General features: G+C 36.9%; 12 protein-coding genes. All 12 read left to right on the top strand.

The features are described 5' to 3' along the window. Positions 1–33 precede the first annotated feature (33 nt). The 12 genes from ACT29I_RS23340 (at position 34) to ACT29I_RS23285 (ending at position 23,533) form a co-directional block, all read left to right on the top strand. Positions 34–2,991 carry a SusC/RagA family TonB-linked outer membrane protein gene (locus ACT29I_RS23340; protein ID WP_444794567.1) on the top strand — a complete coding sequence of 986 codons (2,958 nt, stop codon included), beginning with the start codon at positions 34–36 and terminating at the stop codon, positions 2,989–2,991. A gap of 25 nt (positions 2,992–3,016) precedes the next feature. Then, positions 3,017–4,570 carry a RagB/SusD family nutrient uptake outer membrane protein gene (locus ACT29I_RS23335; protein WP_444794566.1) on the top strand — a complete coding sequence of 518 codons (1,554 nt, stop codon included), beginning with the start codon at positions 3,017–3,019 and terminating at the stop codon, positions 4,568–4,570. A 233-nt stretch (positions 4,571–4,803) separates the two neighbouring features. Then, positions 4,804–6,600, top strand: coding sequence for an alpha-L-fucosidase (locus tag ACT29I_RS23330; RefSeq protein ID WP_444794565.1), 1,797 nt, complete (start codon positions 4,804–4,806; stop codon positions 6,598–6,600). Beyond that, positions 6,581–8,416: an arylsulfatase gene (locus ACT29I_RS23325; RefSeq protein ID WP_444794564.1), complete on the top strand. Its 1,836-nt coding sequence runs from the start codon at positions 6,581–6,583 to the stop codon at positions 8,414–8,416. The genes ACT29I_RS23330 and ACT29I_RS23325 overlap by 20 nt, the downstream gene beginning before the upstream one ends. A 5-nt stretch (positions 8,417–8,421) precedes the next feature. Next, on the top strand, positions 8,422–9,516 hold the full coding sequence (locus ACT29I_RS23320) for an alpha/beta hydrolase fold domain-containing protein (protein WP_444794563.1): 1,095 nt from the start codon (positions 8,422–8,424) through the stop codon (positions 9,514–9,516). A 12-nt stretch (positions 9,517–9,528) separates the two neighbouring features. After that, a complete protein-coding gene (locus ACT29I_RS23315) occupies positions 9,529–11,013 on the top strand; it encodes a sulfatase family protein (protein WP_444794562.1) in 1,485 nt (494 codons plus the stop codon). Then, on the top strand, positions 10,997–12,391 hold the full coding sequence (locus ACT29I_RS23310) for a sulfatase family protein (RefSeq protein WP_444794561.1): 1,395 nt from the start codon (positions 10,997–10,999) through the stop codon (positions 12,389–12,391). The genes ACT29I_RS23315 and ACT29I_RS23310 overlap by 17 nt, the downstream gene beginning before the upstream one ends. Beyond that, positions 12,388–13,836 carry an alpha-L-fucosidase gene (locus ACT29I_RS23305; protein ID WP_444794560.1) on the top strand — a complete coding sequence of 483 codons (1,449 nt, stop codon included), beginning with the start codon at positions 12,388–12,390 and terminating at the stop codon, positions 13,834–13,836. The genes ACT29I_RS23310 and ACT29I_RS23305 overlap by 4 nt, the downstream gene beginning before the upstream one ends. A 23-nt stretch (positions 13,837–13,859) precedes the next feature. Beyond that, positions 13,860–16,004, top strand: coding sequence for a right-handed parallel beta-helix repeat-containing protein (locus tag ACT29I_RS23300; RefSeq protein ID WP_444794559.1), 2,145 nt, complete (start codon positions 13,860–13,862; stop codon positions 16,002–16,004). Positions 16,005–16,111: 107 nt separating this feature from the next. Beyond that, the gene (locus ACT29I_RS23295; RefSeq protein ID WP_444794558.1) at positions 16,112–19,171 is read left to right on the top strand and encodes an Ig-like domain-containing protein; all 3,060 of its coding nucleotides are present in this window, start codon (positions 16,112–16,114) and stop codon (positions 19,169–19,171) included. 175 nt (positions 19,172–19,346) lie between these two features. Further along, positions 19,347–21,494, top strand: a complete 2,148-nt coding sequence (locus ACT29I_RS23290; protein WP_444794557.1) for a right-handed parallel beta-helix repeat-containing protein — start codon at positions 19,347–19,349, stop codon at positions 21,492–21,494. Positions 21,495–21,748: 254 nt separating this feature from the next. Beyond that, a complete protein-coding gene (locus ACT29I_RS23285) occupies positions 21,749–23,533 on the top strand; it encodes an arylsulfatase (protein WP_444794556.1) in 1,785 nt (594 codons plus the stop codon). The last annotated feature ends 5 nt before the right edge of the window (positions 23,534–23,538 follow it).

Raw genomic sequence — 23,538 nt, 5'->3', positions numbered from 1 at the left:
TACAAACATTTAAATGTTATTAAATCATTTCTTATGAAAAAAATCTTGTTAATGTTTTTATGGGTAATTTCCATTTCTGTTTTTGCACAAACGCAAAAAGTTACGGGAAATATTACCGACACAGCAGGGGAACCGCTGCCAGGTGTAACTATAGTTGTTAAAGGAACTACTCTGGGAACTATATCTGATGTTAAAGGTAATTATATATTACCCAACGTTCCAACTGATGGAGTCATACAAATATCATTTATAGGTATGGCTACACAAGATATTGAAGTGGCTGGTAAGTCTATTATTAATGCAGTTTTAGAATTCGATTTAGTTGGGCTCGACGAGGTAGTAGCTATTGGTTATGGTACTGTTAGAAAAAAAGATTTAACGGGATCAGTAGCAACGGTAAATACTAAAAATGCTTATAGTGCACCCGTAGCCAATATCGAAAATTCTATTCAAGGTATGACTTCTGGGGTTCAGGTAACTTCAGGAAGTGGTAACCCGGGTAGTGTACCCACAATTAGAATTAGAGGTGGTAACTCCATTTCGGCAGGAAACAGTCCTCTTTATGTTATTGATGGTTTTATTGGTGCAGGTACATCTATTAACCCAAATGATATTGAATCGATGCAGGTACTTAAAGATGCCTCGTCAACTGCCATATATGGAGCACGTGGAGCTAATGGTGTAATTTTAATCACTACCAAAAAAGGTAGAAATAGTGCGCCTGTTGTAAACTTTAAATCATCATATGGTATGCAGTATCTGCCAGAGAAAGTTGGTGTTCAAAGTGCTAGGGAGTTTGCAAACTGGAAAAATATTCACGATCCACAGTCTGATGGAGAATTTGATTTAGATAATCTACCAGCATCAACCGACTGGCAAGATGTATTGATAGGCCCTGCTCCAATTACCGATAATCAGATATCTGTAACAGGAGGAACTGATAAGATCAATTACTACATGTCTGCTGGTTATATGAGCCAAGATGGTATAGTTGAAAGTACCGACTTTAAAAGATATAGTTTAAGGTCAAATATAGATGTTAAATTATCCAAGATATTTAAAACCGGAATAAACCTATCTATAGTTGAAACTAGCAGAGATATTAACAATATCGATTTTAAAGACTTGGTTAGAGAAGACCCATTAAAAGATGTGTACGACAGTGAAGGCTATTATAATATAGTTGGATATGGTAAGGATGTTATTACTAGCAATTTATTGGCAGATAATGAATTGGATCAAAATGATAATGTGAGTGATAGAGCTTTGATTAATACTTACATACAAGCGTCTTTATTTAATAATAAATTGGTATATAAATCTACTTTCGGAACAGATGTAGCATTTACAAAAATAGATAAGTATTCTCCTTCAACCAATCCTATAAACCTTGAGGAAAACGTGCTTGGTTATGGATCAACTGAGCAGAAGAAAGCGGTTGATATGCTTAATGAGAATACATTGAATTATAAAGAATCATTTGGAGACCATTCTATTGGAGTTTTAGGAGGTATTACTTTTCAAAAAGCGCATACCACAACAACTAAGATGAGTTTTGCTGAAATGCCTACTGATGGTGTGGGCATTAACTCTGTTCAGCTTGCGCCAGTTGAAAATACAGGTATTACTTCAAACTATAGCCAATCACAGTTGGTTTCATTTCTGGCTCGAGCCAATTATTCTTATAAGGGTAAATATTTACTAACAGCAACTTTTCGTCGAGATGGTTCTTCAAAGGTTGGTGGAAAATATGCAAATTTCCCTTCTGCTGCCGTAGCATGGAATGCCGCTGACGAATCTTTTGTACAGGATCTATCTGTGTTCGATGTGTTAAAATTGAGAGCAAGTTACGGATGGACAGGTAGTCAGTCTGTTGGGGCTTACAGTACTTTGTCTACATATGCCAAGAAAGGTACCGCAGCTATTATAGGAGGAACCGAGGTTGCTGGGGTAACACAAGGTAATCTTGCAAATCCTTCGTTAGATTGGGAGAGAACTGAACAAATGGATTTAGGTATTGAGTTTGCCGTTTTAAACCGGAGACTTACAGGAGAGGTGGATTTCTATTATAAAACTACACATGACTTGCTTCTTGATGCTTCATTAATGCAACAAACAGGTTATGATTCTCAAACAACCAATGTGGGTTCTGTTAAGAATAATGGGGTGGATATAACACTACATGGCGTAATCTTAAATACATCAGATTGGAACTGGAGTACAACGCTTAATATTTCTACTTTTAAAAACGAAGTAATTGATTTAGGAAGTAAAAGCTTTATCGAAGTTCAAAAGTTAAGTGCACCAGCAAATGATTGGGCTTCTCAATTAATGGTAGGTGAACCAGTTGGAACATTCTGGGGATATGTATATGATGGAATTGATTTAGAAACAGGTGATGCCATTTTTAAGGATCTTAGTGGTCCTGATGGAATTCCAGATGGAGAAATTGATGCGGATGATAAAACCGTAATTGGTGATGCAACACCTGATTTTTATGGAGGTTTACAAACCAACTTAAGCTGGAAAAACATTGATTTTATGGCTTCTTTCCCTTTTTCTTATGGTAACGATGTTTATAATATGGAAGCATACTTAGCCAACGAAGGAACGATTAATTCTTTTGCATCCATTAGAGATAAAATGTGGATTCCAGGTGACCCTAATGGTACCAATAAAGATGCAGTATTTCCTACTGTAGGTAACTCAACAATGTATAAATCAAATAGCTTCTATATTCAGGACGGAAGTTTCCTTAGACTTGCTAACCTTCAGGTAGGGTATACGTTACCTGAAAATTTAATTAAGGGAATTAGTAATTGTAGGTTTTATGTAACAGGTACCAATTTATTCTTGGCTAAAGACAAAGATTATTGGGGATATGACCCTGATGTAAGTGGATACGGCGATAATTCAACAAAACGCGGATTTGATAATATGCAATACCCATTAAATAGGTCTTATATCGTTGGTCTTGATATTACTTTCTAATTACTGTTGTATACTAAATTTTAAAATGATGAAAACGAAATATTTAATATTAGCATTCATTGCCATTTTAGGCAGTTTAATAACGAGTTGCAGCGACTTTCTACAAGAAGATACGAGGGCAATTCTTAGTCCAGATGGTTTTATAACCAATCAAGAGTCTGCAAATTTAGCTTTAAATGGGCTACAGGGACAGCTGACAGGAACCGCTGACATGAATCAGTTATTAGGTACAGATCAGGGTGTAGTAGGTAGGAATAGTATTGCTGCAGGATGGATATCAGCAGTATATCAACACGATGCAACACATCCTACAGTACTAAAAAGTTGGTCTACAAATTATACAGCAGTTAAAGATGCCAACTTTTTGTTGTCGAGTATTGAAGGAGCGGATGTAACTGATGAAATAAGAGGAAGTACAAAAGCACAAGCTTTATTTTATAGAGCTATTTTTTACTGGAACTTGTCTACTACTTTTGGGGATGTTCCTTATTGGAGAAATGAACTGGATATTGAGGCGGTTTCTATGTTAGGAAAAACTGATGCTGAAGTAATTCAACAAGATATGATAGACGACCTACAAGAAGCTATTGAATCGGGTTACCTTTCTACCGATACATGGCAAGGAAATGGTGGCCGTCCTACTGTTTGGGCTGCTCGTATGTTAAAAGCTCATTTTCATATCTGGTTAAAGCAATGGAGCGAGGCTCGTACTGAGTTAAAAGAAGTTATTGAAAAATCACCACACGGAAGTACCTTAGGCGATTTTGGTGATACATATCGAGAAGGCAGTGAAACGCATAATGAAATTATTTTTGGTAGAGAGTTCATTGCCAATGTGCAAAACAATGCATCCTTAAATGTGTTCCATTATCAAGCAGCTAACGAAAATCCCAATGCCAAAAAGGCCATGGCTGAAGTAGATGTTTTTACCAATTCTGCAGCTATGACGTTGAGAAAGAGTTTTGCGGATACTTATGATGAAAATGATGCTCGAAAGAAATATACGGTATGGGAAAATTATACCCTATCTAGCGGAACAGAAGCTGTTTTTAATTGGATTTATATACCTAAATTCATGCGTTGTACCTTGCCAATTGAAGATCCATTGATGACAACTCCTGAAGCAAAAAGTAAATCAAGTGATTCGTACAAATTATTTAAATTGTCGGAAGCTTATTTATTACTATCAGAAGCTGAGTTTATGATAGGTGGTTCTTCTATAGAGGCACTTGCGGCTTTAAATGCAGTACGTACAAGAGCCAATCTAACTTCATTAACTGTGATGACTATTGAAGATATATATAGAGAACGCGCTTGGGAGTTAGCTGCTGAAGGTTTTATTGGGCGTAAAAGAGATTTAATACGTTGGGGCATTTTTGAATCTACCATTTATGCTACTCCTCAGGCAGAAAGAGCAGCTGGGGCAACAGAATCTGCAATAGAACGTGCAATGGATGATTCAACCTACATAACCAATGGTGCTGATGGTAAATATTATTACTATCCAATACCTACTGAAGAGCTTTTAAAAGCAGAGGATATTGGAAGTGCTTTAACTCAAAACCCATTATGGGAGTAGTGTTGTTTAAATAACTTCACTAAATGAGAATTCTAATTATTTCTAGCATTATAGGGTGTTAGCAATTACCTCTGGACAAACATAAAAAGCGTGTGAGATTCTCACACGCTTTAATGTAACTTATTTCTCTATAACAGAAATAATTCTACTGGGCTTTTTTAATAAATTATTACCCAATTTAATGATGATATACTTGCTATGTCATTTATTAAAGGACATTTACATATAACAATATGAAAAAAATAGTAGCTTTTATAATACTGATTTGCTGTGTAAGTATACTGCAGGCGCAGAACCGTAGTGGCAAAGAGAAGAATGAAAGTATGGATAAAATGTGGGGTGAAGCCACCGTTGCTGTTGATGTTTTAAAGTCGGGTCGTGGAAAATTGTTCGATGAAAGTAATTTCGGAATGTTTATTCACTGGGGCTTGTTTTCGCATTTAGGAGGCAAGTGGAATGGAAAAACTTATTATGGCATTGGCGAATGGATCATGAGTCCAAGAGTAGCAGGTATAGCACCTGAAGAATATAAAAAAATAGCTAATGATTTTAATCCTAAGGAGTTTGATGCCGCGGCAATTGCAAAATTAGCTAAGGATGCAGGAATGAAATACATTATTATTACAAGTAAACACCACGAGGGTTTTGCTATGTTCGATTCTAAGGCGAGTAAGTTTAATATTGTTGATGCCACACCTTTTTCTCGCGACCCAATGAAAGAGCTTTCGTTAGCATGTAAAGAGTTAGGTTTAGGTTTTGGTTTCTATTACTCCCACAATCAAGACTGGATAGCTCCAGGGGGTACTAATGGCCCAACTAAATTTTCTAATGGAAAAGAAGCCACTTTCGATGACTATTTCTATAAAAAGTGTAAGCCTCAAGTAAAAGAAATTTGCTCAAACTATGGAAAAATTGATTTCATATGGTTTGATACCCCAGGTGGGATGGAAAAGGAACAAATTGTTGAATTAGCGGATATGGTTCGTGAGCTTCAGCCTGAAGCCATGTTATGTAGTCGTATTGGATATGGTTTAGGAGATTATGTGACACATGGGGACATGGAAGTGCCATCTCGTAATTTAGATATATTATGGGAAAGCTGTGATACCAATAACGATTCTTGGTCATACGCATGGTACGATAACAACTTTAAAGATCCACGTGAGATACTACACCGACTTATTTCAACAGTTGCGCGTGGAGGAACATATCTATTTAATGTAGGCCCTGATGGTAGTGGTAAAATACCGGAAATAGGCGTTCAGTTTCTTCTAGAAACGGGTAAATGGATTAAAAAGTATCCTCAGGTTATTTACGATGCAGGCAGTTCTCCTTGGAGGCATGCACAAGCATGGGGAGATGTAACAACACAAGATAAATCAATGTTCCTTTCGGTATTTGATTGGCCAAAGGATGGCAAACTCTATTTGCCAGGAATGAATACGAAGATTGCTTTTGCACACATGATTGTTGATGGAAAAGCTAAGCAAATATCCTATGCTAAACAAAATGATTGGGTAGTGTTTGATGTTCCTTGTAAACCTGCGGACTCTCCTGTGTCTGTGATTGAACTGAAGCTAGATACAGATGCCAAAAATGCACAAGTAGATACTACATTAGGCATTTATCCTAACATAAGTGCGGTGTTACTGACCGAATTTGCAGATGTTAACAATGCCAAACAGGAGTCCATAAGATGGATGGAGAAATTTGGAGAATGGAAAAGAACTACTCAAGTAAGCCATTGGGGAAATGAAGGAGAGGTTAAATGGACTGTTAATGTACTAAACCCAGGATATTATTACTTGGATCTAAATTATAAAGGAGAAGGTCGTTTGGTTTGGAAAATTCGAACAGATGAGGGTGTAATTGTGCAAAACCAACAAGCAGCTTCCGAGGTATATCATAGTTACCCAATGGGTATTGTGGAGTTTAAAACCGCAGGTAAACACACACTGTCTGTGTCTTTGGTAGAAGGCGATACCAAAACCTCCAGTTTAAAATCTATCATTGTTAAACCAATTCAATAATCATAAAATGCATAAGCACAAATTACTCTATATCGTATCCGTTGTTGCAATAGTTCTATTTAATTGTTGTACCATAAAAAAAATACAAAAAACAGATGCTAAACCCAATATTATCCTTGTAATGACGGATGATCAAGGTTATGGAGATTTAGGACATACCGGAAATCCTATAATAAAAACGCCTAGTATCGATGCTTTTTCAAAGGAAGCTATCAACCTTACCAATTATCATGTAGGTACTACTTGTACTCCTACACGAGCTGGTTTATTAACTGGTCGTAACTGTAATCGTAACGGTGCATGGCATACCATTATGGGAGCCTCATCTATCAATGGTGATGAAGTAACAATTGCCGATGTTTTTAAAAAAAACGGGTATCAAACTGGCATGTTTGGTAAATGGCATTTAGGCGATAATCACCCGTCTCTTCCTAATGATAAAGGTTTTGAAGAGGCTTTTTACTTAAAAGGTGGAGGTGTAGGACAAACTCCTGATTATTGGAATAATAATTATTTCGACGGTACATATTTCCGTAACGAGAAACCTGAACAAGTAAAAGGATATTGTACTGATGTATGGTTTGATGAAGCAATTAAATACATCGAAAATAAAAAAGATGATCCATTTCTTTGCTATCTAAGTCTTAATGCACCGCACTCCCCATATAATGTGCCTGAGGAATATTATAATATTTATAAAAATGAAAATACAATTTTAGAGAGTCAAAAACGATTTTATGGTATGATTACCAATATCGATGATAACTTCTCTAAATTATTGGCAAAACTAGAAGAGCTGAAAATTGCCGACAATACAATTATCATATTTACTACCGATAATGGAACTTCTAATGGATATAAATTAGATCAAGAAACTGGCGAAATACATGGGTATAATGCAGGTATGCGCGGTACAAAAGCAAGTGAATATGAAGGAGGACACAGGGTTCCTTTTATAATAAGATGGCCTAAAGGAGGTTTAATAGGAGGCGAAAAGCGTGATGATCTTGTAGGTCATATAGATATGTTACCAACTTTAACTGCACTAGCGGGTATCAAATTTTCATCTTCAAAAGTACTCGATGGTACTGATGTAAGTAAATACTTAAAAACAGGAGAAAATATAAAAGATAGAATGTTGGTTACCGATACTCAACGTGTTCCTTGGCCTATTAAAGGGAAACAAAGTTGTGTTATGGATGGAGTTTGGCGATTAATTAACGGAAACGAACTGTACAACATTAGTAGCGATCCTGGTCAGGAAACAAACTTGGCTGATCAGTTTCCGGAGAGAGTTATAGAAATGAATGAATTCTATAATACTTGGTGGGAAGGTGTGATTAAAGAATCAAAATTTACAGTTATCGACTTAGGTATTGATGCAAAAGAAACACTCACATGCATGGATATTCACTCCAAAGAGCAATATCCTAATTGGAACCAAGGAATGATACGTAAAGGAACAGCACTAATACCTGCTAACTTTTTGGTGAACTTCACACAAAAAGGATCCTATAAAATAAGTCTTAGTCGTTGGCCCGAAGAAAGCGGACTTGCACTAGCCGATGAAGCCAATGATGCAGTAAAAGAGACAGCGTATACAAACGCTCGTAGTAAAGGTAATTCTCTTAAGTTTAAAAAAGCATTTCTTAAAATCGGAGAGAAAGAGTATTCGGTGGATGCGGATAACACGGAACAAGCAACATCCTTTGAAATTGAAACCGATTTAGGCGAAACAGATCTGACTGCTTGGTTCGCGATGGAGAATGGAACCTTAACGAATGCATTCTATGTTTATGTTGAGAAATTAAACTAAATACCGTGAAATTATACTTTATTTATATACTTCTCTTATCGTTTTTTTACTCTGCTTATGGCCAGGAGCCTTATCAGTTGGTATATGCACAAAGGGAGTTTATGCGTTTAGATAAAAATGGTGATAACCTCCTCGAAAAAAAGGAAGTGCAAAATCGTTGGGAGACATTTAAAAAATTCGATTCAAACGGAGATGATGTTGTTTCTCTTGAGGAATACTCAGCTGTTGTAATTCCATATTTAAGTACTTCTGGTGAAAAGAACTTAAATATTAAGTATAAATCAACTCCCGAGGAAGATTTATACTTAGATATTTATTACCCTCCTGGTAAAACCAAAAATAAAACATTCCCTGTTATGGTTTATGTACATGGCGGAGGTTGGTTTAATGGGAGTAAGGAAAATATAACTAAAAAATATGTGAACGAAACTTTCTCAAAGTTAGTAGAACAGGGGTTTGCTGTGGTTTCTGTCAATTATCGACTTACAAAACATAAATCGGTTGTAATGAGAGATTGTGTTATAGATGCAATGGATGCCATACGTTATCTGTCAAAACACCATAGCGCACTTAAACTAAATACCGATAGTGTTTATGTATTAGGAGATTCTGCTGGTGGACAATTGGCGCAAATGATAACTTTAGCCGATGCCTCTATATTCGAAGGTGATAGCGAGTTGTATCAGTATAAATATAAAGTAAAAGCAGGCGTATCGTGGTATGGGCCATGCGATTTTACTCAAACTGAATTGTTTGAAACCAACGATCCCCAAAAAGAACCGGATAGATTTCGTGGAAGAATACTCAAAAAAGAAACAGATCCGTCATTAAAAGATTCTTGTTTTAAGGAGATGAGTTCTATCTTTTATTTAAACCAACAAAGTCCTCCGCTCTATATGATGGCGGCTGAGGATGACACTACAATTCCAGTATCTCACGCCTACCATATGAAAAAAAGGGCTGATGTGATTAATGCAACTGTTGAAATATTTATTGCAAAGAATGCAGGACACAATTGGCGACATGTAGATGGTCAAATAGATCCATCAACAGATGTGATCATACAAAAAACAGTGGATTTTTTCCTAAAATATAAATAACATAATTGTCATATGAAGCACTTACTTTTTATAATTGCCCTGTGTACATTAATAGTATCAGAAAGTATTGGCCAAAAACCCAATATTATTTATCTGATGGTTGATGATCAAAATCTCTTATCTGTTGGATGTTATGGTAATACAGAAGTGTTTACACCAAATATGGATAAGATAGGAAATCAAGGTACCATTTTTATGAAACATTATAATACTACATCCATATGTATGGCGAGTAGGGCAAATGTTTTTACCGGTATGTACGAGTTTAAAACAGGTACTAATTTCGATCATGGTAACATGAAACCCGAAATTTGGAAAAAGTCATATCCTGTTTTACTTCGAGAAGCCGGGTACTTTACGGCTTTTGCCGGAAAACTTGGTTTTGAAGTTGATAAATTAGGCTTATGCGAAAATGATTTTGATATGTGGGGAGGTGGCCCCGGACAAACTGAGTATGTAACCAGTAAAAATAAATCGATGAAAAAATATGCCAAAGATTTTCCACATTCAACCTTATCTTATGGAGCCTTTGGACAAGATGTTATTAAAGAGGCAGTGAAACAAGATAAACCTTTTTGTTTGTCTGTAAGTTTCAAGGCACCTCACCGCCCAGTGCAGCCTGATCCTAAATTTGACGATGTGTATGCTGGAAAGACCTTCACCAAACCAGCGAATTTTGGGCGTGAAGCGGGTGAACACATGTCGACGCAAAGCAAGCAGGGAAGACAGTATGTGCGTTTTCACGAATGGAAATATAGTACCGATTACGATGCGGTTATGGCAAAATATTATCAGCTTATTTATGGGATAGACGTTGCGGTTGGAATGATAATGGAAGAGTTGGAAAAACAAGGAATTGCCGATAATACAGTTATTATTTATACCAGCGACAACGGTTACATTTGTGGTTCACATGGCTACGGATCAAAAGTTCTTCCTATGGAGGAATCATCGCATGCCCCATTAATGATTTTTGATCCTCGAAGCAAAACAGCAGGTAAAAAACTTCGCTGTGCTTCCTTAACGGGAAATATTGATTTTGCTCCTACAATACTTGATTTAGCAGGGGTTTCTATTCCCGAAAATATGGATGGTAAGAGTTTAGCGCCACTTTTAGATAATCCGAATCAGAATATTCACGAATATTTGGCTTTTATAAATACATGGGGAGTGGTTCCAACACAGAGTTTATCATGTATTACAAAAGATTGGAAATATACTTATTGGTGGTATGGAAATGATGAGATGACTCCAACTGAGGAATTATATAATCTCGAAAGTGATGCATTGGAAATGAATAATCTGTCTAAAGATCCAGAATCAGAATGCGATCTCAAGGACATGCGAAAAAAATACGATTCAATATTAAAGCATTGGAAAAAAGAGGCCATTAGCTATAATAATTATCAGCAATATGTAACATTGTTTGATCGATCAATACCATGGGAGCAGAAAAAATTCACTAAAAGCAAAAAGACTAATGAATCAAATCATTAAAATTACAGCTTTTTGTCTTGCAATATCATTAATATTTGCAAACCTACAAGCTCAGAAAAAGAAGAGTCAACCCAATATCATTTTCATTTTTGCTGATGATTGGGGATATGGCGATTTAAGTTGTCACGGAAGTACTTTTGTGAAAACACCCAATATCGATAAAATGGTTAGCGAAGGTGTAGATTTTGCAAATTTCACGGTAAATAGTCCTGTATGTTCTCCAAGTCGAGTTGCAGTAATGACAGGACAATTTCCTGCTCGTCAATGTATACATCAACATTTCCAGGGAGTTAAGGCTCATATTAACAGAGGTATGCCCGATTGGATGGATGCAGATGGTATTTCTATGCCTAGAGAATTTCAAAAAGCAGGATATACAACAGCTCATTTTGGTAAATGGCATCTAGGAGCTAGTCCCGATGGGCCATCTGAAGATAAATATGGCTACGATGAGTTTGCTACTTTTAACGGCTCTCGTATCAACGAAATACCTAAAGGCGGATCGGTAGGTGTTGATTATGCAGAAGAATTCATTAAGAAGAATAAAGACAAACCATTTTTCATCAACTTATGGTTACATGAAGCACATACTGCTCATTTTCCTCTAGAGAAATTTATGGATGAATTTGGAAATTTAGATGAACAGAAGCAAGTTTATGCATCTATAATTGCTGAAGGGGATGAAGCTGTTGGGAGAATTATAACATTATTAGAACAATTAGATATTGATAAGAATACATTGGTTGTTTTTTCAACAGATAATGGCCCCGAATGGGAAGGTACAGAAGCCGATAAATTACATAAAGAAGGTCCTGGACTAGGGAAATACTATTCTGTAGGTGAAACAGGTGGATTAAAAGGCCAAAAACGTTCTTTATTTGCCGGCGGAATTCGAGTTCCATTTGTTGTGAGGTGGCCAGAAATGGTTCCAATGGGAGTTGAAGACAAAAACGCTGTAATTACAGCTGTAGATTTATTACCTACATTTTATGAAGTGGCAGGAATTGATATTCCTAAAGATTGGAAACTTGATGGAGAAAGTGTTTTATCAGCATTTAAAGGGGAAAAATTTGAAAGATCCAAACCCATATTCTGGGAATGGAAAGGTGGCGAAAAAAATGAATTTACTTGGCCAACACTTGGCGTTAGATGCGGCGATTGGAAATTAGTGGTGGATGTTAGTCGCGATAGAAAAGAGTTATATAACTTATCTGACGATTGGGCTGAAAAGAATGATCTATCAGACAGCAATCCTAAAAAATTAGAAGAGCTTTCTCAATTAATTGAAGAATGGAAACAATCATTGCCTACAGAGCCAAAACCTAGCTGTTTATCCAGTGCCAGGTCTAAAGCAAAAAATAAAAAAGCTAAATTATGATGAACAAGATAGTTTTATTCCTATTCGCCACACTTTTATTTAGTTGTCAAACTAAGGACACAAAGAGTTGGGAACAAATGAATGGCTCAAAAGCAAAAGCAAAAGAGGCATTTAATGATGCCAAGTATGGTATGTTTATTCATTGGGGACTTTATTCTATTCCTGCCGGTACATGGAAAGGGAAAAAGATGGAAGAACTTCGAGGACCTCGAGTAGCTGAATGGATTCAATATGGAGCGCAAATACCGCGTAACGAGTATGCTCAGCTTGCCCAAGAATTTAATCCAACAGGGTTTGATGCAGATGCCATTGCTAAATTAGCCTATGATGCCGGCATGAAATATCTAGTAATTACATCGAAACATCATGATGGTTTTGCTATGTACGATTCCAAAGTTAGCGAATACGACATTATGGATGCAAGTCCTTACCAAAAAGATATTGTTCAGGAATTGTACGATGCTTGTAAGAAATATGGAATTGATTTCGGTTTGTATTATTCGCATAACATCGATTGGATGGATGGAAATGATTGTGGTTACGAAGAGTTAGTAGCTAGTGGTTTACCTATTAGTGATAGAGCAATGCGCAAGGCTGGTATGAATACCTGGGATCCTAGCCCAAATACTTTTACCGAATATTTAGAATCAAAAGCCTATCCGCAAGTAAAAGAGATTTTAACTAAATTTCCAGATATGACCACGCTGTGGTACGATTACGATCGTTATATCACTCCCGGGCAGAGTATGAAATTTTATCAGTTGGCCTATGATTTACAACCAAATATGCTTGTTAATTCGAGAGTAGGTCATGATTTGGGCGATTTCGATATTCCAGGGGATAATAAAATTCCTGAAGATCATTTATCTATTACTAAACCATGGCAAACAGTGGGTACTACCAATAATTCATGGGGATACAAATCGTATGATGATGATTGGAAATCCGTAAAGGAACTCTTGTTCTGGCTGACCGAAATTGTAAGTAAAGGTGGAAACTACATGCTAAATATTGGCCCAAAGGCTTCAGGCGAAGTACCTCAAGAATCAATAGATAATTTATTGGAAGTTGGTAAGTGGTTAAAAGTAAATGGTGAAGCTATCTATAATACACGCAAATGGGAAGTTACTCACGAAGGTCCCACTAAGCTCGATATGAGTGGTACAAAAGCCAGAGAAGAACATGGTTTTATGGCCGAATTTACTCCGCAGGATTTCTGGTTCACCCAAAAAGACAACAACTTATATTTGATTGCATTTGAATATCCCGAAGATAAAATATTGGTTAAAAGTTTAACTAAAGATGTTGTAGGTGAAATAAAAAACCTGCAGTTATTAGGCAGTGAGACTAAATTAGAGTGGAAACAAACTAATAAAGGATTAGAGGTGACCATTGGCAGTGAGAGAGTAAATCAGAATGGTTATTCTTTAAAAGTAAGCCTTTAATATTTGAGATAAAACGATTTAAAATGAAAAAGTTAGTTTTAATACTGTTATCTGTCATAGGTATATTATTTTATTCTTCTGCGCAGTCAGATGAGGTAAATATATTTGTATCGCCTACAGGTAATGATGCCAATTCAGGTAGCATTGATATGCCTTTAGCTAGCCTTGAAGGTGCTAAAATGTTTGTTCGAAAAGTAAAACCTTCTACCAAAGGAGACATCATGGTTTGGTTTCGTGGAGGAAATTATAAATTAAACGAAACCGTTGTTTTTGGCTTAGAAGATTCGGGAAATAGTGAGCAAACAATAAATTATAAAGCCTATAAAGATGAGATTCCAATTTTTAGTTCAGGACAGGAGATTAAAGGTTGGAAAAAAGTAACAGAGGAATTACCTGGATTGCCAAAAGTGGCAAAAGGAAAAATCATGGTTGCTCATACTAATGGTTTAAAGTTCTTTACCCTTTTTGATGAAGATGGTTTATTACCACGTTCACAATCAGAAGGAATTATAACCGGGCTTGGAAAAAGTGGTAGAAACCGTTTGCATTATCCTGAAGGATTCATAAAGAATTGGTCAAATATTTCGGATGTAGAAATTAAAGTACGTCCGCACCATGCCTGGATTGTAAATATTCTTCCACTAGAAGCAGTAAACGAAGAAACAAGAATGGCAAAAACATCTTTGGATGCAACTTATGCTATGAATTCTTTACATTTCCTAAAAGACGATAAAAATTGTTGGCTTGAAAATGTATTAGAAGAGTTGGATGAACCTGGTGAGTGGGTATTGAATACAAAAGAAGGTAAAGTTTACCTTTGGCCACGAAATGATTCTCCAGTTATTGCTCCTACATTAAATGAATTGGTTCGTGTAGAAGGTAAAATTGATTTTGATGGACCTACCGATGTGCCGGTGCGGAATTTACATTTTAGCGGCTTAACATTCAAACATGCTAAACGTTATCAATTAACTGCAGATGATAAAGGCTTGCAGCACGATTGGGATATGTTAGATAAAGATAATGCTTTGCTTCGTTTGCGAGGTACTGAGAATTGTGTTATTGAAAAGTGTCACTTTTTACACAGTGGAAGTGGTGCTATCCGAGTTGATTTACACGGCATAGGAAATAATATATCAAGCAATCATATTGAGCATCTCGGTGGAAGCGGTATTTTACTTTGTGGCTATGGTCCAGGCACAAAGGATGTTAACAAACGGAATATTGTATACAACAATAATATTCATCACGTAGGTGAAGTGTATTGGCATTCGCCAGGAATCTTTCTTTGGCAGAGTGGCGATAACCAAGTATATAACAACCTAATTCATCATACAGATTATACTGGCTTAATTGTATCTGGTTGTATGTCGCATTTTTTCAAAAAGGAGGGACGAGAATTAGCCAGAACGCTTCGATTAAACGAACTACCTGACTTACCTGAAGAAGTTAGCAGAGAGTTTGCACTTCCTTATTTGCATTCGCGTAACAATATAATTGAATATAACGAGATTCATCACTCAATGTTAAGGTTGGGAGATGGTAATGCCATTTATATCCGTGGTTCTGGTGAGGGTAATATCATTCGACGTAACTACATACATCATATGGTAGGTAAAACTATTATGCAAGCAGCAATTCGTACAGATGGAGGGCAAACGGGAACACTAATTGCCGAAAACTTACTGTATAAATGTACATCGCAAGGAATTCTTACTAAGCTGGATAATAAAGTAGAAAACAATATTGTAGTAGATGTAATTGCACCGCCGCGCGGTTACTATCTTTCTGTAAGAGAAGGTCCTTTAACAGGAGCATCCATCAAACGAAATATCTTATATTCTTCATCTGATACCTGTCGTTTTATAGATGAGTTACCTCCAGGTAAAGCAGGAAGTAGTGAGGATCGTCGTGGACGATCGCTTGCACGGGTAATGGATGCAGATACCGATTATAATATCTATTTCTGCAAAGTTAATCATGCTAAAGGTCAAGCTCTGTTAGACAAAAATCAAAAAAATGGAGTTGATAAAAATAGTAAAGCTGTAGATCCAATGTTTGTTGATCCGGAAAATGGAGACTTTAGATTTAAACCAGATTCTCCTGCATTGAAGATGGGTATTGTTCCATTCGATAGGTCTATAGTGGGATTGCGTACTGAACCCTAAAAGTACTTGGTGTCAACCGAAATAATAGTTATGTTCCTGAAAACTTGTTTATAGAAAATTTATTTTGGGTATGTAATAGTCCTTAAAATCTACAAAACAAAATTTACATGAAAACAAAATCTTTATTAGGTAAAAGCGCAATGTTAAAATTGTTGTTTTTACCATCTTCATTTGCCTCAATATCAAGGGTAAAAACAAATGTAATAACAAGAGTATTTATTATTGCCATTTGCTTATTCTCTGCAATTAAGCTAGATGCACAAGATCTGAATCCTAATTTAGGTTTACGTGCTAATTGGCTTAGAGGAACTTGGGGGCTTAACTGGAAACCTGTTGATTTACAGAATGGCGTGCATGAAGGAATATCAATTCAGCCTTTTTTAGATCAGATAAGTCATATCAATACGATTGACTATATTCAAGTACACCTTGGAGAGTCATCTATTAAGTCTCCTGTACATTTTGGTCCTCACCCTTTGCTAGAGAGTTTCTGGCAAGGAGATACTGACATAAGTGGTGAGATAATTAATCTAGTGGTTCCACGTGCATCATATGGCGAAGATCCTTTCCTTGAGATTATTCAGGCAGTGCATGAAAACGGGATGAAGGTGATGGTTTATGTGAATAGTTCAAATATGCTTAATCGTGATGGGGATGTTAATCCAGAATCTATTCCTAATATAACGGAGCGTTGGAAAGCTTGGTGTGACACTGATGCTGAAGCTCAGGCTTTTATAGCGAGTCAACCCTACCATACTGGTGTGTGGGATGCGGATACAGAAACGTATGTGGATGCTACTGATGTTTATCCTAATCGTAAATACATGTTTTGTTATGCTGAATTTGTACTTAAAGTATATGCAATGCGCTATGGAAAGCTGATTGATGCTTGGTGTTTCGATTCAGGAAGTTACATGGTGTTGAGTGGCGACAATGCAACCAATGGCGTTTATGAAGATCAAATGATATATCTTGCATTTGCAGAGGCTGTTCGTGCAGGAAACCCCGATGCTGCGTGTTCATTCCAAAATAGTCCAAATAGAGTTACGGAGGAGTTGAATCCTTTTTCTGAAGCCACTCATGCGGATGATTATATGTTCGGTCATCCATATAATGGTGGTAAAAATGGAGGGAGCCATGAGGGTGATCCGTCCAATTACGACAGAAATTACGCTCATATCGAAAAGATGATTGAAACGGACGGATATGCGCATCGAGGCAGTGATGCACATGACTGGACGTGGGACGACAATGTTATTGCTCATTACGATCCACCTATGAGCACTACTTCGTGGAATGGAGGATATACAATGGCATTCACTGATGATGAATTTAATCTTTGGAACTTGCAGGCTATGCAAAATAATGGAGCCATCTCTTGGGGCTTACCTTTGTTAGGTAAAAGTTCAGGCATTAGTGAAAAATTAGTGGCTAATGATGTGGCTTTGGCTCAATTGAATCAAATGGACGCTCATTTGAAGGAGTTTGAATTTCCAGGAGCACCAAACTGGTCTAGAGCAGAAACTTATTTACCTGTAGTAAATATTGGGGAGGATTTTTCTAGAGATTTAGTTGATGGCGTTGATTTTTGGGATTCTGAAGGTGACGAGATATTGAATGTAACAATTGTGAATGATGGAAATGCACCATCATGGTTATCTGTCGATAAATCAACAACAGAAACAGGAACCTGGACTTTAAGTGGTAGCCCAACTGAGACTGAAAATACTGAATATGAATTTACTTTACAGGTAGAGGATGCACAAGGTGCTTCAGATAGAGTAGTAGATTTAAGCGTTATTGATGCTGGAAATATTGCTGTTACTGAAATACTGCTTTCTCCCAATAGTGCTTCGTTATATTTAGGTGATACCAAGCAACTTTCTGTAATCATTTATCCGAGTGATGCAAGTGATAAAGACTATGTATGGGCAACAAGCAATGAATCAATTGCTACGGTAACGGATGGTTTGGTTACTGCAGAAGGCGAAGGGACTGTTACTATCTCAGCAACTACAAATGATGGAGGATTTGTAGGTGAATGTGTAATTTCTATAACAGAAAGAATCGATGTTACTGGTATGGAGATTTCTTCTACTAGTGAATCCTTTGACTGGCCAGGTAAAACATTAACGCTAACCGCTAATGTATTACCAGTTGATGCATCCAATCAAAATTTCACTTGGAGCAGTGACGCCCCTGATGTAGCTACAGTAGATATTTATGGTGTAGTATCGTCATTGAGTGAAGGGACTGCAATTATTACTGCAGAATCAGAAGATGGACAATTTACAGCTACATGTGAAATAACTGTTGTTATTGATTATGAGGTTGGATATTTTGTTCCCGTTGAGATTTTTGCAACTAATAATACAGATTATGGGGTAAGTACCGTTGCAGTTATGACCTCAGAAACCGTAATAGCCCCAGATGGTATAGCAACTTTTCAGATGTCGATTGATGTAACACCTGAAACAGGAAAAGGTATTAACACTGGAGCTTCTGGTGGAATAGCTGAAAAAAATGCTTGGGGACTAGGAGGAGATGATAGAGATGAGAATAAGGTAGATATTTTTTATGGTGAATTGGGAGATGTAGTAGAGGTTAATAATATTCAAATAGTAAACTTTGAAGCCAATGGTGGCGACATGATTATTGAAGATTTTGGAGATATCGTTTTTGGTTCTATTACATTAATTAATGGACAGTCAGCAGGAAAGGATGCTGTGGCTTATACAATAAATAATACGCCAACAGATCTTGGTAATTTAGCATCAAATCCTTTTGTACTCAACTTACAAGATGCTTACGAATTTTCTATTGGAGTTGGAACTAGTGCTGATCAAACAAAAAACAAATGGAGTGTGGCTAGTGTGACTGTAAAGTATTCAGTAGGAGTTTCTACTAGTATTGATAGCGACAACAAAACCTTAAATCCTTTAGCATTTAATATTTATCCGAATCCATCTAAAGGTACTATTTTTGTGACTTTGGAAGAAGAACAACATACCATTTATCAAGTTTATTCTTTAAGTGGAGAAAAACTGCTTCAAGGAACTGCCTATGGATCATTAGAGTTGGACATGAGTATGTTTAGCCAAGGAATTTACCTCATTAAAATAGAATCTGATAAAGCGGTGAATACCAAGATGATTACTTTGAATTAATTGGTATTTTATGCACCAAGGTCAATACACCTTTGTTACAACAAAAAAAATCGAATGAAACGTATCATGATTAATTATTTAACACCTGGCTGCCGTCGGGCACAGGGTAATGATCAGAAGGCTTCGCAACTTCGTGTCCATCAGTCTTAATACTTGACACTAATTATTTTAACGCATGAATAATGTTAAATTAAAATCGATGATAATAGTTGCATTGATAGCAATAAGTTTTTGCAGTTGTGCAAAAAATACGGTCCAAGCCGACTTTTATGTGTCTCCCAATGGTTCCGATAGTTGGTCCGGCACATTGGCCGAACCTAATTCAGAAGGAACAGATGGTCCTTTTGCCACATTGGATCGTGCTAGAGATGCAGTTCGCGAACTTAAACAGCATAAAACAAAGGACATTCTTGTCCATATTCGTGAAGGAAACTATCAGGTAAAAGAAACAATTGTGTTTGGCTTGGAAGATTCAGGAGAAGGAGAATCAACAATTACATACGCTGCTTACTCTGGAGAAAAACCTATTTTCAGTTCAGGACTTGAAATAGCAGATTGGAAAAAAGTCACGGAAGACCTTCCTGGTTTGCCTGTCGAAGCTAAAGGAAAAATTTTAGTAGCAGAAGTGTCGCATAAGTTTAAAACTCTTTATGATGAAACAGGTATGTTGCCAAGAGCTCAATCTAAGCGCTTTGTTCCTTTAAAGGGCAGCTCTAATACTAAACTTTTATTTCCGAAAGGTAAAATGAAGGACTGGGATAATGTTGAAGATGTAGAAATATTAGTACGTCCCACACGAGATTGGATGATGAACATATTACCTCTCTCATCAATTGATGCTGATGCAGGTATTGCTCATACTGCTATAGAGGCAACTTACGGAATGAATAAAAAAGGGTGCTGGGTAGAAAATGTGTTGGAGGAGTTGGATGAGCCAGGCGAATGGGTACTCAATTCAAAAGAAGGTAAATTGTACCTATGGCCACGAAATAATAGCAAAGTGGTAGCATCTCAATTGATCGAATATTTTTTAGTGAAAGGTAAAATAGCTGAAAATGGGCCTAAGGATATTCCTGTGCGTAACATACGCTTTAGTGGATTGACGTTTAAACACGGAGATCGATATACTTTAGATGAGGATGATGCCGGTTTGCAACATGATTGGGACATGTTGGATAAGGGTAATGCTCTTGTCCGTTTCCGAGGTGCTGAGAATTGCGCAATCGAAGAATGTCACTTTCTACAAAGTGGTAGTGGTGCCATCCGTGTTGATCTATACGGACAAAATAATGACATCTCAAATAACCATATTGAGCAAATGGGAGGCGGAGGTATTCTATTGTGTGGGTATGGTCCTGGTACAAAAGATGTCAATAAAAAGAATACAGTATATAATAATCATGTGCACGATATTGGCATAATTTATTGGCACTCACCAGGTATTTTTCTTTGGAATAGTGGCGAAAATCATGTGTATAACAATTTGATTTATGATGGTAATTATTGCGGGCTAATAGTGTCAGGCTGTGTAATTAGGTTCTTTACCCATTCTAATAAACGCGAACAATGCAGGGCTATTCGCTGGCACGAGATTGGCGAGTTACCAAAAGAATTAACGCCAGACGATGTACGAGCATACTGGCACAGCCGAAATAACATTATTGAGTACAATGAAATTCATCACGTCATGAAAAAACTAGGTGATGGCAATGGAATTTACATTCGGGCGGCTGGTCCGGGAAATATTATACGTCGTAATTATGTACATCATTTGGTTGCTGAAACGGGAAAACAGAGTGGAATAAGAACAGATGGAGGACAAATGGATGTTCTTATTAGCGAAAATTTGATCTATAAATGTACCTCGCAAGGAATGACTTTGAAACTCAACAATCGTTTCGAGAATAATATCATTGCAGATGTTACAGAGCCACGTTTGGTTTATTTAAAACTGGTAGAGGGACCTATGACAGGAGCTAGTAATAAGCGCAATATATTTTATGCTGTTAATGATGGTTGTACTTTTATTTCGCAACCAGGTAAAGGAAAAGGCTTGGTTGAAGAGGATAGTAGAGGGCGAGTGACAGCCACGATTAAAGATGTAGATTCCGATTTCAACATCTTTTATTGTAAAGAAAACAATAGCCTTGCAGAACAAACATTATCAAGTCTTCAAAAAGACTACAATTCTGATCTAAATAGTTTAGCCACAGATCCTCTGTTCGTAGATCCCGAAAATGGAGATTTCAGATTAAAGCCAGAATCTCCCGCCTTAAAAATGGGTTTTATTCAATTCGATGTTAAAAAAGTTGGTTTACAATAGAAAAATATAAACGAAACACCTAATTCATTAATACTTAATGGTCTTCTGGTATTCGTAGAGCTATTTCAGCAAACAATGAGCATATAAGAGAAAGGATTAATTTTTGGGATGCAGTATTTTTAATGTGTCGTTTTCTTTCAAATAGAAATGCTGTGTAAAAAAAATACTTTTAAACGAGAAGAGATCTAAAATCATTTTTCTTACTAGAAGTTGGATTAAAGAAACTAAAAAACTAATATTTAAATACAGCTACTATGAATAATCATTTTCTTCGAAATCTATGGGTGGGGTTATTGCTGTTCATAATCATAAATCCATTTATTGTATTAGCACAGGAAACCCCCAATGTAATAATTGTAATTACCGATGATCAGGGAATGGGAGACCTCTCATGTATGGGAAATCCTTATGTTAAAACGCCCAACATTGATAAATTTTATAAAGAAGCGGTTCGCTTTACCAATTACCATGTGTCAACAACCTGTGCACCCACGCGTGGGTCATTAATGACCGGGAGGCACACCAATCGTGTAAATGTTTTTCATACAATCACAGGTCGTTCGCTACTTTTTGAAGACGAAGTACTTCTTCCACAGGTTTTTGCCCAAAACGGATATACTAACGGTATGTTTGGTAAATGGCATTTGGGAGATAATTATCCATATCGTCCCGAAGATAGAGGATTTCATGAGGTTGTTCGGCATGGAGGAGGCGGAATTGCACAGGGACCCGATTACTGGGGTAACGATTATTTCGATGATACCTTTTGGCACAATGGTGAACTTGAACAATACAAAGGATATTGCACAGATGTGTTTTTTTCTGAGGCTCTTAAATTTATAGAAACCAACAAAGACAATCCTTTCTTTTGCTATATATCAACAAATGCGCCCCATGCACCACTAAATCTTCCTGAAGAATATTACAATCAATATAAGAATATAGATGATATTCCTGAGCGGATTAAACGATTCTATGGGATGATCACCAATATTGATGATAATTTCAAAATATTAGAAAAGAAATTGGATGCCTTAGGCATAGCAGATAACACAATTCTCATTTTTACTACCGACAATGGAACCGCTGGTGGGAACAAAGTATTCGATGCAGGATTGAAAGGAAGTAAAGGACATGTTACCGAAGGTGGTCATCGTGTTCCTTTGTTTATTCGCTGGCCAAACGGTAATCTCACAGGCGGTAAGGACATTGACAAACTGGTGGCCCATTACGATTTGCTGCCAACTTTTGTAGATTTACTTGGATTCGATTTTACACCTGTAAAACCACTCGATGGAAAGAGTTTGCAGCCATTGCTTTACGATGCTAATCCTAATTGGACAAATAGGATTTTGTACCTGGATACGCAGCGGATGCAAAATCTTATAAAGTATAAATCCTATGTTGTAATGGATGATAATTGGCGTTTGGTGGATGGTAAAGAATTACACAATATGAATTCTGATAGAAGCCAAACAAAAAATGTAATTGATCAGTATCCTGAAGTAGCTGCAAGGCTAGCTGTTGGATATGAAACATGGTGGCAATCAATAATGTCAGAGGATCCCAACGAAAGATATGCTTACATAAAAGTAGGATCACCCAAAGAGAATCCTAGCAGAATATCAGCGCATGATATGTTTACCGGTAAGCATGCAGGTTCATGGCATCAACATGGTGCTGCAAAAGCGGTTCAGGCTGCTGGAAGATGGAAAATTGAGTTTGTTGAGGATGGGGAGTATGCGATTACACTTCGCAGGTTTCCAAGAGAAAGTGGGTTGGCAATAAATGAGACATTTGCAGCTGTTGAAGATGTTGTTGAAAAGGAAAGACCTATGCCAGCTAGTGTGAAAACAGATTTTGAAAAAGCGTTTTTGTATGTTGCCAACCAAAATAAAAACATTCGTATTCAACCCGGGCAAGAGGAAGTCACTTTCAATGGAAATATACCTGCCGGAAAATACGACATGGAAGCCCAGCTAATTGACAAAGACGGTAAAGTGCACCCTGCTTATTATTTATATATCGAAAAACTTTAGAAAAC

The sequence above is a fragment of the Saccharicrinis sp. GN24d3 genome, assembly GCF_052400645.1.
Classification (GTDB): Bacteria; Bacteroidota; Bacteroidia; order Bacteroidales; family Marinilabiliaceae; genus Saccharicrinis.
This window is presented reverse-complemented; position numbering and strand designations above follow the sequence as displayed.